Raw genomic sequence first — 13,177 nt, forward strand, 5'->3', positions numbered from 1 at the left:
CTCCCCGGGGACTGGTCATCGGCGCTACGGACACGGAACATCCGTGCCCAAGGCTAGGGGCAATGCCGCCGGAATCAGGGCCGGTTGGGCAGGATGACCATGGCCGGGGCGCATTCCGCGGCCGGCCGGCGCCCCGAGCGGCCGGCATCCCGGGCACCGGCCCCGCGGCGGCACCCTCCCCTGCCGCGGTCCGGACGGTCGCTCCGCTACCGGGCCCCGTACAGCTCCCGCTGCCAGAGCGCCTCGCAGAGCAGGTCCAGGCCCTGGCGCAGGTGCCGCCGGTAGGTGCCGTACGGAAGGCCCAGACGCCGGGCGGCGGCCTCCTGGGTGGGCGCGCCGGAGAAGTAGCTCGCCGTCAGGGCCTCACGGGCCCGGACGCCCCGCGGGTCCCGGGCGAGGTCGTCGACGGCCTCGCGCAGCAGGGCCCGCAGATCCTCGGCGGGGTGGTCGGAGTCGGCGACCAGGCGCGCCCGGGTCAGGGCGCAGACGGCGAAGGCCTCCAGGTCCCGCCAGTGCGGCAGGGCCTCCCGCACGGCCTGGTCGAAGGCGGTGCGGGAGAAGCCCGACGGCCCGCAGGAGGAGGTGGGGACCTCGGTGGCCGCTATGAAGTGGCGCAGCCAGGTCTCGACGGGCACCCTGCGCCAGTCGACGCCGAACAGCCCGTAGGTGTGCTCGCCGACCCGGGGCCGCGCGCCGGTGTCGGCCAGACTGCCCTTGACCCGCGCCGCCCAGGTCTCGGCGTCCCGCCAGACGGCGAAGCCGTAGGCGCGGCCGCGGGCCCGGGCGGACTCGGCCTGCGCCCGGGAGCTGCTCAGGTCGATGACCCGCGAGGGGACTTGGTAGCGCTCGGGGTAGACCGAGAAGCGGCTGATGCCGATGTGCTCGCCGGGGCCGACCGGCGCGGTGGCCGCGGCGTACTCCCAGGCGGCGGCCACCACGGGGTCGGTGGCCAGGTCCTCCGCGTCGGGCGGGGCCGACAGGGCGAGCCGGGCCGTGAACGCCACGATCCGGCCCGTGCTCACCAGCCGGTAGACGCTGAAGGCCCGGGGCTGGCGCTCCACCCAGTACCGGACGAGGGCGGCGGAGGCCGGGCCCTCCGTCTCCTCGGCCATCCGCAGCACGACGTCGAGGTCGTCCGGCTGCAGCGGCCGGTCGTGCACCTCGTCCTCCCGGGACCAGGTGCGCAGCCGCGCGACGATCTCGCCCTCCCGGAACAGGTAGAAGAGTTCGTCGGTGACCGTCCAGACCTGCTCCTCGGGTGCCTCCCGCAGCAGCCGCAGGTACTCCTCCGCCAGCCGCCGGCGGATCGTCACGAAGATGTTGGGGGCGCGCCAGCGCAGGTCGGCGGCGAGCGTCTCGCGGGCGGCGTCGTGCGGGTGGAGCCCCCGGTGGGTGGACTCCATGAAGGGCAGGTCCCGCAGCCAGTCGAAGAGCTGGTGGGCGTCCTCCTCGGGCAGCACCGCGGCCAGCAGTTCCTCCGAGGTCGAAGAGGCCTGGGAGGCCACCTCCAGGGCCCGGCGGTGGGCCGGTGACGGCACCTCCCCGATCAACCCGGCCAGCAGGGTCCGCAGCACGTCGGCCGAGGGTGCCCAGCTCTCCGTCCCGCTCCAGTCGCTCGATCCGGCGGCGGCGGCGAGCGACAGCGCCAGCGGGTTGCCGCCGGCGAAGCGGAGCACCAGGTCCCGCATCTCGGGCCGGATCTGCGCCGCGGCGAGCAGGCTCCGGGCCTGCTCCTCGGAGAACTGCTCCAGTTCGGTCACGTGCAGGAGGCCGGCCCACGCCGGGTCGGCGGTCCACTGCGGCTGCGGCGCGAGCCGGCCGCCCAGGACGATCAGCGCGCCTTCCGCGGCCCGGGGCAGGAAGCGCTGCCACAGCCAGCTCTCCAGCCACTGGCAGTGTTCGAACGAGTCCACGAACAGGACCGTGCCGGGGACGTCCAGGAAGGGCCTGGCCGCTCGCTCGAAGTCGGCCGGGTCGCGGCTGACGAAGCGGCCGTCGAGTTCGAGCAGCGGCCGCCCGGCCGCCCGGGTCTGGTCGGCCAGCCGCCGGAGCAGGGTCGACTTCCCGATCCCGCCCGGCCCGAACACGTAGAACGCGAAAGGCGCCTGCGGATCGTCCGCCAACGCCTGGGCGAAGCGCCCGAGTTCGGCGTCCCGGCCGATGAAGGCCTGGACGCGCGCGGTGCTCAGCCGCTCTCCCACGGACGCCACAGCAGTTCCCCTCCCCCATGTCCCGGCTACGACCGGTGCCCACCGCCCGGCCGGCCGGGCCCGGCGGCGAACGGCGCCGGTACTGCGGGCCCGTGGTGGCCCGGCCGCCCCGAGCCGCCTGCTCCGGCCGGCCGGAGCCGCGTCGGGCATACGCCGCGGTGGGTCCCTGTCCGGCTTTGCGGTAGCGATCCTAACCAGGGCGCCGGGCGCCTGCGCCGGTGGCACCACCGCCGGGGATGTTCGTGGACGTCGCACGGCCGTACCGGGGGGCGGTTCGCAGGGCTCCGGAATTCGGACGGACCGGACGAGGTCCGGCGGGCTCCCGCGGGTCCGGGGGAGCCCGCGCGCGGCGGCGTCGACCGATGGCCCGTCCCGGTCACCTGATGTGTGCCAGGTCCCGGTCGTCGGCGTGGCCTGCCACCAGCAGGGTGGTCTCCTCGACCCGCAGGAAGCGCCCGTCCGGGGCGAGTTCGGCGAAGAGGTACACCTCGGTGCGGGAGGTGCGGCCGTTGTGCTGCTCGACGGTGACGGTGTGACGGTCCGCGTAGCGCGAACCGTCCCGGAGCTCGTCGTGGACCTGGATGTGCCCGCCGCGGACCAGCGAGCGGAGCCGGGTCATGTGCTGCGCGAAGGAGTCCCGATCGCTCCACACGCCGTCGGTGCGCTGGCGGTAGTCGGGGGCGAAGTGCCGGTCCAGGGCTTCGGTGAGGTCGAGTTCCGGGGTGAACAGCAGGTCGTTGATGGCCCGGGTGATGTCGGTCGGGGTCGTCACGGTCTTCTCCCTGAGGGTGTGGTGGTGAGGGACGCGGTGGTGGTGAGGGCGCGGCGCGGACCCGGGCTCCTGGAGCAGGGCGGGCGGGACGCCGGCCCTGCGGATGGAGGGCCGGGCCCGGCTTCAGCCGAGGCCGGCGGCGCCCGCCCGGACGGGGGTGAAGTCGAGCGGCAGGGCGACGGGGCCCCGGGTGTAGAGACCGGCCTCCCGGTAGCGGGCGCCCGGGACGTGGCGGACCTGGTCGAGCAGGGGGAGCAGCAACGCGGCCACGGTCTCGGTCTCGGCGCGGGCGAAGGCCGCGCCGACGCACTGGTGCAGACCGGCGCCGAACGCCAGGTGCTGAGCGGCGGCGGTGAAGGAGCGGGCGGTGCCGAGGTCCGGCCTGTGGATGTCGAAGGCGTCCGGGGCGGTGAACGCCTCGGGGTCGCGGTTCGCCGCGCCGATCATGCAGAAGACGGTGGCACCGGCCGGGACGACCGCGCCCCCGAATTCGGCGTCCTGCTCGACCTGGCGGGGGATCAGCTGGACGGGCGGCGTGAAACGCAGGGTCTCGGCGATCGCGGCGGGCAGCAGGGTCGGGTCCTCGCGGACCTGCGCCAGCTGTCCGGGGTGGTCGATCAGGTGCTTGAAGAGGAGGGCGAGGGTCTTGTCGGCGGGCTCGACGGCCGCGAGCAGCACGTTGATGATCAGCGCGGTGACTTCGCGGTCGCTCATGGCGATGCCGTCGAACTCCGCCGTGCACAGCTTCGATATCAGGTCGGCGCCGGGCCGGCGGCGCCGCCGCTCGATGACGGGGACGAGGTAGGCCTCCAACTGCTCGGCGCAGTCCAGGCAGTGGCGGCGGCGTTCGGGTGTGAGGTCCAGGCTGGTGACGAACTCGCCGACGCCGCCGAGCCAGGCGCGCACCTGCCGGTGATCCCGCTTGTCCAGGCCGAGCACGTCGAGCGTCACCCGGACCGCGAAGGGCTTGCCGAAGTCGTTGACGAGGTCCAGCCGCCCCCGGGGCAGGAAGGGCGCGACCAGCTCGGCGGCGTTGGCGCGGACGGCGCGTACCTGGCCCTCCAGGGCCGACCCGGTGAACCCGCGGACGACGATCCCTCGCTTGGCGGTGTGCTCGGCCCCGGTCATCCGGGCGAGGACCGGCCCGCGCATCACCGGCTCGGCACGCACCTGCAACGGCCGGGTGGTGAAGCCCTCATGGTCGGTCAGCACCCGCTTCACGTCCTGGTGCCGGGAGAGGAAGTAGCTGTCGATCGCGGGTTCGTGGTGCACCCGCGACCGCTCTCTCAGCCCAGCGAAGTACCGGTAGGGGTCGACGGCGAAGTCCGCGGACAGGACGCTGAAGCGGGGATCGGCCATGGGGGCGGAGACCTCTCGGGGGGCGGGCACGGCGGGACAACTCGCTCGGCCCCGCCCGCCGCATGATCCATTATGGCCGGTCGCCGACGCCGCCCGGCAACTCGGCCCGGAGGAAGGCTTCCTGAGCTCGCGCATGCCCGGCGACCGGCGACCGGCGACCGGGGCGCGGCCGGCCCCGCCGCCCCGGTGCCGTGCCCCGCCCGCCGCGGGCGGCGGGATCAGCGGCCGGCCGCGGCCGCCTGCCGCCCGGCCCGCCAGTCGGGTGCGAGCAGCGACCAGATCTCCTGGTCGTGCCGCTTGCCCCGGTAGAGGTAACTCTCGCGCAGCACACCCTCCCTGGTCATCCCGAGCCGGCGGGCGACGGCGATGCTGGGCTCGTTCTCGGCGGACACCCACCACTCCACCCGGTGGATGCCCCGCTCCTCGACGGCCCAGTCGATGATGGTCCGCACGGCCCGGGTCACCAGCCCCTTGCCGACGGCCGCCGGCTCCAGCCAGCAGCCGGCCTCGGCGGTGCCCTGCTCGATCTCCCACCGGCGGAAGATGACGGCGCCGACCAGCGTGCCGCCGGTCCGGATGCCGTGGATCCGCCCGGCGTCGGCCGCCGTCCTGTCCGCGTAGGCCTGGAGGAATGCCCGGCTGGACGCCAGGTCGGTGACGAGGTCGGGGAGCCCGTTGTGCTGCCCGATGAACTCCCGCCCCCGGTCGATGTGGGCCAGGAACTCCTCGGCCTGCCACGGTTCGAGCGGGGACAGCTCGGCGCCGTCGTCCCCCAGGGATATCGAGTACATGGTCTCTCCACGGTCGGCCCGGTGCACACTGCCCGGGGATCCTCTCACGGGCCTGCGGGCACCGTCGGGATTTTTGGCCGCGCACTGCCAGGGGGCCGGGGCACAGCCGGAACCGCCGGGCGGGCCGGGCGGTCAGGCCCGTCCGGCCCGCCCGCCCGGCCCCGCGGTCGGCGGCGGCCCTGGTCCGCCGTGGTCACCAGCGGTCGTGGACCGTCGCGCGGATCCGCCGGTCGTACAGCTCGGTGACCGCGGCCAGGGTCGCCCCGGGGAGCGGCGGCAGGGCCGCGGCGGCCGCGTTGGCCCGCGCCTGCTCCGGGTTGCGGGCACCGGGGATGACGGTGCTGACGCCCGGCTGCTGGACGATCCAGCGCAGGGCGGTCTGGGCCGGGGTGGCGCCCTCGGGGGCCAGCGCCGCGAATTCGACGGCCGCCTCGACGCCGGTGGCGAAGTCGACGCCGGAGAAGGTCTCGCCCTGGTCGAAGGCGGAGCCGTCCCGGTTGTAGGTGCGGTGGTCGTCCTTCGGGAAGACGGTGTCGCGGGTGTAGCGGCCGGAGAGCAGGCCGGAGGCGAGCGGGACGCGGGCGATGATGCCGACGCCGGCGGCCGCGGCGGCCGGCAGGACTTCGTCCAGCGGCTTCAGCCGGAACGGGTTGAGGATGATCTGGACGCTGGCCACGCCCGGGCGGGCGATCGCGGTGAGCGCCTCCGCGCAGGTCTCGACGCTGACGCCGTAGGCGGCCACGCGCTGCTCGGCCACCAGGGTGTCGAGCGCGTCGAAGACCTGGTCGCGGGAGTAGACGGCGGTGGGCGGGCAGTGCAGCTGGACCAGGTCGAGCCGCTCGACACCGAGGTTGGCGCGGGAGCGGTCGGTCCAGGCCCGCAGGTTGTCCAGGGTGTAGTGCTCGGGGCGCTGTTCCAGGCGGCGGCCCGCCTTGGTGGCGACGAGCACGCCCGCGTCCGGGCGTTCGCGCAGGTAGCGGCCGATCAGCTGCTCGCTGCGGCCGTCGCCGTACACGTCCGCGGTGTCGAAGAAGGTGACTCCGGACTCCACGGCCGCGTCGAGGACGGCGAGGGCGTCCTCCTCACGGACGTCACCCCAGTCCGCGCCGAGCTGCCAGGTGCCGAGGCCGACGACGGAGGCCTTGCGGCCCGTCCTGCCGAGTACGCGCTGTTCCATGCCCAGAGCCTCTCACTTCGGACCGCCGGCGACGGTCTCCGGGGGTCCGCGTGTCCGTGGCACCCGGCGGGGCGCGGACGGCGGCCACGACCCGTGCCCGCCCGATTGTTAACGTTAACAATCAGCCCGTCAAGCCCCTGCGCGACATCCTCCGAATCCTCTCCTCCGCGAGACCCAACGGTGATCTCGGGCCACTTGACGAGGTTTCTGTGAGCGTTAACACTCATGTAACGCCAGGCCGGAGCGGCATGGCGGCGACACCCACGGCGGGCTCCCGCCGGCCCGTCCGGCCACCACCGGACGGCCCCGGGAGCTCCCCTCCCGGCCGGCACCCCCAACCCGCCGGCCCGGGGCCCGCCCGCCCCCGCTCCACCCGCCCCGGCCCACACCGAGGCCGCGCCGACATGGCAGACCACTGGAGGAATTGTGCGGAAAGTACTGACGGGCCTCGCCGGGGCCGGCCTCGCGCTCTCGCTGGCAGCCTGCGGCCAGAGCGCCAACGGCGTCGGCGACGGCGACGGCGCGAGCGGAGCCGGCGGCGGCGACGCCAAGGGCGGCCTGGTCGGCATAGCGATGCCGACGAAGTCCTCGGAGCGCTGGATCAACGACGGCAGCAACATGGTCAAGCAGTTCCAGGCCAAGGGCTACAAGACCGACCTGCAGTACGGCGACAACGTGGTGGAGAACCAGGTCTCGCAGATCGAGAACATGATCACCAAGGGGGCCAAGCTCCTGGTGGTCGCCGCGATCGACGGCTCCTCCCTCACCGACGTGCTGCAGAAGGCCGCCGACGCGCACATCCCGGTGATCTCCTACGACCGCCTGATCCGCGGCACCAAGAACGTCGACTACTACGCGACCTTCGACAACTACAAGGTCGGCGTCCTGCAGGGCACCTACATCGCCGACAAGCTCGGGCTCAAGGACGGGAAGGGCCCGTTCAACGTCGAGCTGTTCGCCGGCTCGCCGGACGACAACAACGCGCAGTTCTTCTTCAACGGCGCGATGAGCGTCCTCAAGCCCTACCTCGACAGCAAGAAGCTGGTCGTGCAGAGCGGGCAGAGCGACTTCAACCAGGTCGCCACCCTGCGCTGGGACGGCGGCCTCGCGCAGTCCCGGATGGACAACCTGCTGAGCAAGTCGTACACCTCGGCCGGCGTCGACGCCGTGCTCTCCCCCTACGACGGCATCTCGATCGGCATCCTCTCCTCCCTCAAGGGCGTCGGCTACGGGGGCGCCGGAAAGGCGATGCCGGTGGTGACCGGCCAGGACGGCGAGCTGGCCTCGGTGAAGTCGATCATCGCGGGTGAGCAGACCCAGACCGTCTACAAGGACACCCGCGAACTCGCCAAGGTCGCCGTGCAGATGGGCGACGCGGTACTCACCGGCGGCAAGCCCGAGGTGAACGACGAGAAGCAGTACGACAACGGCGTCAAGGTCGTCCCCGCCTACCTGCTCCAGCCGGTCAGTGTCGACAAGGACAACTACCGGCAGGTGCTGGTGGACGGCGGGCAGTACACCGCCGACCAGCTCAAGTAGTCCCGCGGCCCGGGCCCCCGGGCCGCGCCGAGCCGGGCGCTCACGGGCCGGCGGCCGCTCACCCGAGCCGCCGGCCCGTACCGCCCCCGTCGAACGGATGCACCACCATGGCCGGACCCGTCCTTGAGATGCGTTCGATCAGCAAGTCCTTCCCCGGGGTCAAGGCCCTCTCCGACGTCAACCTGAGCGTCGCCCCCGGCGAGGTCCACGCGATCTGCGGCGAGAACGGCGCCGGCAAGTCCACCCTGATGAAGGTGCTCAGCGGGGTCCACCCGCACGGCTCCTACGAGGGCGAGATCCGCTTCGAGGGCGAGCCCTGCGAGTTCCGGGACATCCGGGCCAGCGAACGGCGCGGCATCGTGATCATCCATCAGGAACTCGCCCTGGTGCCCTACCTGTCGATCGCCGAGAACATCTTCCTCGGCAACGAGCACGCCCGCCGGGGCATCATCAGCTGGCACCGGACCGTCACCCATGCCACCGCGCTGCTCAAGCGGGTGGGCCTGCACGAGAACCCGCACACCCGGGTCGCCGACATCGGCGTGGGCAAGCAGCAACTGGTCGAGATCGCCAAGGCGCTGGCCAAGGAGGTCAAGCTGCTGATCCTGGACGAGCCGACCGCCGCGCTGAACGACGAGGACAGCCGCAAGCTGCTCGACCTGATCCTGGAGCTGAAGGCCCAGGGCATCTCCTGCATCATCATCTCGCACAAGCTCAACGAGATCGCCCGGGTCGCCGACTCCGTCACCATCCTGCGCGACGGCCGGACCATCGAGACCGTCGACGTGAAGGCGGCGGGGATCTCCGAGGACCGGATCATCCGCGGCATGGTCGGCCGCGACCTGGAACACCGCTACCCCGAGCGCACCCCGGAGATCGGCGAGGTCGCGCTGGCCGTCGAGGACTGGACCGTCCACCACCCGATCGACCACCAGCGCAAGGTCGTGGACGGGGTCTCGCTGCACGTCCGGCACGGCGAGATCGTCGGCATCGCCGGCCTGATGGGCGCCGGCCGCACCGAACTGGCGATGAGCGTCTTCGGCCGCTCGTACGGCCGGTGGGCCGGCGGCCGGGTGCTGCTGGACGGCCGGGAGATCCGCACCCGCAGCGTCCCGGAGGCGATCGGCCACGGCCTCGCGTACGTCACCGAGGACCGCAAGCAGCTCGGCCTGAACCTCGCGGACAGCGTCAGTCGCAACATCTCGCTCGGGGCGCTCGGCAAGGTCGCGCGGCGCGGCTGGATCGACGAGCACGAGGAGACCCGGATCGCCGAGGGCTTCCGGCGGAGCATGAACATCAAGACCCCCTCGGTGTTCGCGCAGACCGGCAAGCTCAGCGGCGGCAACCAGCAGAAGGTCGTCCTCAGCAAGTGGATCTTCTCAGGGCCCGAGGTGCTGATCCTCGACGAACCCACCCGCGGCATCGACGTCGGCGCCAAGGCCGAGATCTACACGGTGATCGCCGGGCTGGCCGCGCAGGGCAAGGCGGTGCTGGTCATCTCCTCCGAACTGCCCGAGCTGCTCGGCATGTGCGACCGCATCTACACGATGGCCGAGGGCCGGCTCACCGGTGAGCTGGACCGCGCGGACGCGACCCAGGAATCCCTCATGCGCCTCATGACCGTGAGCGCGGCGACCGAGAACGAGCAGGTGTAAGGCATGGCCCAGACCGAGACCACGCAACCCTCCCCGAGCGCGGCCCCCGAGCCCGCCCCCGGCAAGAGCGGCGGCGGCGTCGGCGCCCTGCTGGCCCGCGCGCTGCACGGCAACATCCGGCAGTACGGCATGCTGCTGGCGCTGGCGCTGATCGTCGTGCTGTTCCAGATCTGGACCGACGGCACGCTGCTGATGCCGCTGAACGTCACCAACCTGATCCAGCAGAACAGCTACATCCTGATCCTCGCCATCGGCATGATGATCGTCATCATCTCCGGGCACATCGACCTCTCGGTCGGCTCGCTGGCCGCCTTCGTCGGCGCGGCGGCGGCCGTGATGATGGTCCGGCACGACGTGCCGTGGCCGCTCGCGCTGGTCGCCGCGCTGCTGATCGGCGCCGCCGCCGGGGCCTGGCAGGGCTTCTGGATCGCGTACGTCGGCATCCCGTCCTTCATCGTGACGCTGGCCGGCATGCTGCTGTTCCGCGGCGGCACCCAGATCCTGCTCCAGGGCCAGTCGGTGGCGCCCTTCCCCAAGGGCTTCCAGAAGATCAGCAGCGGGTTCCTGCCGGAGGTGGGCCCGCACACCAACTACCACAACCTGACCCTGCTGCTGGGGCTCGGCGTGCTGGTGGTGGCCGTCCTCCAGGAGGTCCGCGGCCGCCGGCAGGCCGCCGGGTACGGGATCGAGCTGCTCCCGACCGGCTTCTTCCTGGCCAAGCTCGGGGCGATCGCCGCCGCGGTGCTGGTGTTCACCCTGCTGCTGGCGAGCTACCACGGGTTCCCGGTCGTGCTGCTGATCCTGGGGGCACTGCTGGTCGGCTTCGGCTACCTCATGCGCAACTCCATCCTCGGCCGCCACACCTACGCGATCGGCGGCAACGAACCGGCGGCGAAGCTCTCCGGTGTCAAGAGCAAGCGGGTCGTGTTCCTCGCGTTCGTCAACATGGGCGTACTGGCCGCCCTCGCCGGGATGGTCTTCGCGGCGCGCCTCAACGCCGGGACCCCGCAGGCCGGTATCAACTTCGAGTTGGAGGCGATCGCCGCCGCGTTCATCGGCGGCGCCTCGGCCAGCGGCGGCGTCGGCACCGTGCTGGGCGCCGTGATCGGCGGCCTGGTGCTCGGCGTGCTCAACAACGGCATGTCGCTGGTCGGGGTCGGCACCGACTACCAGCAGGTCATCAAGGGCCTGGTGCTGCTGGCGGCGGTCGGCTTCGACGTCTACAACAAGCGCAAGGCCGGGTCCTGACCCACCGTCGGTCCCACCACCCGCCGGACCGCCCGCCGCGGCGGTCCGGCGGTGCCCCGTCCGGTCCCGGTCCGCCGTGGGCCGGGCGGAGCCGGTCCGCGCGACGCCCGCCCGGGCCCCCGGACGGCGCACCTCCCCCACCCAGGAGTGCCGCGCATGACCCCCTGGCTCACCCGGACCGTCGTCAGGGCCCTGGCGCTCGGCCTCGCCCTCGCCGGCCCCGTCGCCCTCGCCGGCCCAGTCGCACTCGGCGCGCCGACGGCCGGCCCCGCCCCGCGGCCCGTCGCCCTCGAAGTCCGGCCGCCCGCCCCGCAGGACGGCACCGCCGGCACCGGCCGGGCCGCCGCGCCGCCCCCGATGGGCTGGGCCAGCTGGAACAGCTTCGCCAGCAGCATCGACCTCGCCACCGTCAAGGCGCAGGTCGACGCCTTCGTCGCGGCCGGACTGCCCGGGGCCGGCTACCGGTACGTCAACCTGGACGACGGCTGGTGGCAGGGCGCCCGCGACGCCGACGGCGAGATGACCGTCGACCCCGTCCGCTGGCCCGGCGGGATGGCCGCCGTCGCCGACTACATCCACGGCAAGGGGCTCAAGGCCGGCATCTACACCGACGCCGGCCGCGACGGCTGCGGCTACTACTACCCCACCACCCGTCCCGCCGCCCCCGGCACCGGCATGGAGGGCCACGAGCTCCAGGACGCCCTGCGGTTCCAGCGCTGGGGCTTCGACTTCCTCAAGGTCGACTGGTGCGGCGGCGACGCCGAGCACCTCGACCCGGAGCGCACCTACCGCGGCATCGCCGCCGCCCTCGCCCAGGCCACCGCCGCCACCGGGCACCCGCTGCTGCTCTCGGTCTGCGAATGGGGCGTCGGCCGGCCGTGGAACTGGGCCGCCGGCACCGCCGCGATGTGGCGCACCGGCTACGACATCGTCCACTGGGGCGAACGGCCCTCGCCCGGGGCCGCGCTGGCGAACTTCGACCGGAGCCTGCACCCGGCCGCCCAGCACACCGGCTTCGTCAACGACCCCGACATGCTGACCGCCGGCATGGACGGCCTCACCGACGCCCAGAACCGCACCCAGCTGAGCCTGTGGGCGATCGCCGGCGCGCCGCTGCTCGCCGGCAACGACCTGACCCGGATGACCGCAGCCACCCGGGCCACCCTCACCAACGCCGAGATGATCGCGATCGACCAGGACGCCCGCGGCCTGCAGGGCGTCAAGGTCGCCGAGGACACCGCCGGCCAGCAGGTCTACGCCAAGGTGCTGAGCGGCACCGGCCGGCGCGCCGTCCTGCTGCTGAACCGGACGGCCGCGGCGGCGCCGCTCACCGTCCGCTGGACCGACCTGGGCCTCACCGGCGGGGCCGCCGCCGTCCGCGAGGTCTGGGCCGCCGCCGACCGGGGCACTCCCGCCACCGGCTGGACGGCGAACGTCCCGGCCGGCGGCTCCGTCCTGCTGACCGTCGCCGGTACCGAGACGCCCGGCAGCAGCCACCAGGCCGAGGCCGGCACCGGCGCCGCCGCCGGCACCGCCTGTCCGAGCTGCTCCGGCGGGGCGGCGGCCGGGCCGCTCGGCGACGGCGCGGCACTCACCCTGACCGGCGTCGGGGCGGCCACCGCGGGCATCGCGCTCGCCGAGATCGCGTACGTCAACGGCGACCCGCTGGCACGCACCGCGACCCTGCGGGTGAACGGACAGGCCCCGACCGTCGTGGCGTTCCCGCCCACCGGCTCCTGGAGCACGCCGGGGACCGTCTCCGTGCTGCTCTCGCTCGCCAAGGGCGCGGCCAACACGCTCGGCTTCGACAGCCCGTCCGCCCCGGGCCCGGCCCTGGACGCCGTCCTGCTGCGGCCGCTCCCCGGCACCGCCGGCACCGCCCTGGTCGGGGCCGGCTCCGCCCGCTGCGCCGAACTGCCCGGCGACGCCGTCGCCGACGACACCCGGGCCGTACCGGCCGGCTGCACGGGCGGGCAGAACCAGACCTTCACCGCCGGCCCGCGCGGCGACCTGGTGGTCTACGGCAACCGCTGCCTGGCGGCGCTCGACGACGGCCGCACGGACGGCACGCCGGTGGTCATCCACGACTGCACCGGCGCCCCCGGACGGACCTGGTCCCTCCGCCCGGACGGCACGATCCGCAACGGCCTCTCCGGCCTCTGCCTGAACGACCCCGGCCGCGGCGCCGACGAGGGCACCCCGCTGGACCTGCGGGGCTGCGACGGGACGCCCGGCCAGAGGTGGGAGCTCCGCTAGCCCGACACCCGCACCGTCGGCGGGGTGGGCCGCCGGGGTGCCGTACCCCCGGGCCCGGGGCCGTGACTCCCGGAGGCCCGGGAGGCTCCCGGGGCCGGGGCGGAACGGCCGCCCGCGGACGCCGGGCCGGGCCGGGCCGGGCCGGGCCGGGCCGGGCCGGGCCGGGCCGG

9 protein-coding genes are annotated in these 13,177 nt (G+C 73.8%); 4 read left to right on the forward strand and 5 right to left on the reverse strand.

What is annotated here, in order from left to right; genetic code table 11:
* Positions 1–206 precede the first annotated feature (206 nt).
* From J2S46_RS08025 to J2S46_RS08045, 5 genes are all read right to left on the reverse strand, one after another.
* A complete protein-coding gene (locus J2S46_RS08025; protein ID WP_191292029.1) occupies positions 207–2,210 on the reverse strand; it encodes an ATP-binding protein in 2,004 nt (667 codons plus the stop codon).
* A gap of 376 nt (positions 2,211–2,586) precedes the next feature.
* Positions 2,587–2,982 (reverse strand): nuclear transport factor 2 family protein, encoded by a 396-nt coding sequence (locus J2S46_RS08030; protein ID WP_191292030.1) that lies wholly within the window; start codon positions 2,980–2,982, stop codon positions 2,587–2,589.
* 123 nt (positions 2,983–3,105) lie between these two features.
* Complete coding sequence (locus J2S46_RS08035; RefSeq protein ID WP_191292031.1) at positions 3,106–4,341, reverse strand: cytochrome P450, cyclodipeptide synthase-associated; 1,236 nt, start codon at positions 4,339–4,341, stop codon at positions 3,106–3,108.
* Positions 4,342–4,559: 218 nt separating this feature from the next.
* Positions 4,560–5,132: a GNAT family N-acetyltransferase gene (locus tag J2S46_RS08040; protein WP_191292032.1), complete on the reverse strand. Its 573-nt coding sequence runs from the start codon at positions 5,130–5,132 to the stop codon at positions 4,560–4,562.
* 193 nt (positions 5,133–5,325) lie between these two features.
* Complete coding sequence (locus tag J2S46_RS08045) at positions 5,326–6,309, reverse strand: aldo/keto reductase (protein WP_191292033.1); 984 nt, start codon at positions 6,307–6,309, stop codon at positions 5,326–5,328.
* A gap of 426 nt (positions 6,310–6,735) precedes the next feature.
* On the opposite strand from J2S46_RS08045, the gene chvE reads away from it, so the two are divergent.
* The 4 genes from chvE to J2S46_RS08065 all read left to right on the forward strand — a co-directional run bounded on the left by chvE (position 6,736) and on the right by J2S46_RS08065 (position 13,007).
* Positions 6,736–7,848, forward strand: coding sequence for a multiple monosaccharide ABC transporter substrate-binding protein (gene chvE, locus J2S46_RS08050; protein WP_229913023.1), 1,113 nt, complete (start codon positions 6,736–6,738; stop codon positions 7,846–7,848).
* A gap of 107 nt (positions 7,849–7,955) precedes the next feature.
* The gene (gene mmsA, locus J2S46_RS08055; RefSeq protein WP_191292034.1) at positions 7,956–9,503 is read left to right on the forward strand and encodes a multiple monosaccharide ABC transporter ATP-binding protein; all 1,548 of its coding nucleotides are present in this window, start codon (positions 7,956–7,958) and stop codon (positions 9,501–9,503) included.
* A 3-nt stretch (positions 9,504–9,506) separates the two neighbouring features.
* On the forward strand, positions 9,507–10,751 hold the full coding sequence (gene mmsB, locus J2S46_RS08060; protein ID WP_191292035.1) for a multiple monosaccharide ABC transporter permease: 1,245 nt from the start codon (positions 9,507–9,509) through the stop codon (positions 10,749–10,751).
* 156 nt (positions 10,752–10,907) lie between these two features.
* Positions 10,908–13,007, forward strand: coding sequence for a ricin-type beta-trefoil lectin domain protein (locus tag J2S46_RS08065; protein WP_191292036.1), 2,100 nt, complete (start codon positions 10,908–10,910; stop codon positions 13,005–13,007).
* Positions 13,008–13,177 lie beyond the last annotated feature (170 nt).

The organism is Kitasatospora herbaricolor, assembly GCF_030813695.1.
GTDB classification, from domain to species: domain Bacteria; phylum Actinomycetota; class Actinomycetes; order Streptomycetales; family Streptomycetaceae; genus Kitasatospora; species Kitasatospora herbaricolor.

What these genes read in the sequence shown, in the direction of transcription:
- J2S46_RS08035 (WP_191292031.1), bottom strand. Translation starts at nt 4,341, where the DNA reads ATGGCCGATCCCCGCTTCAGCGTCCTGTCCGCGGACTTCGCCGTCGAC.
- J2S46_RS08040 (WP_191292032.1), bottom strand. Translation starts at nt 5,132, where the DNA reads ATGTACTCGATATCCCTGGGGGACGACGGCGCCGAGCTGTCCCCGCTC.
- J2S46_RS08045 (WP_191292033.1), bottom strand. Translation starts at nt 6,309, where the DNA reads ATGGAACAGCGCGTACTCGGCAGGACGGGCCGCAAGGCCTCCGTCGTC.
- mmsA (WP_191292034.1), top strand. Translation starts at nt 7,956, where the DNA reads ATGGCCGGACCCGTCCTTGAGATGCGTTCGATCAGCAAGTCCTTCCCC.
- mmsB (WP_191292035.1), top strand. Translation starts at nt 9,507, where the DNA reads ATGGCCCAGACCGAGACCACGCAACCCTCCCCGAGCGCGGCCCCCGAG.
- J2S46_RS08065 (WP_191292036.1), top strand. Translation starts at nt 10,908, where the DNA reads ATGACCCCCTGGCTCACCCGGACCGTCGTCAGGGCCCTGGCGCTCGGC.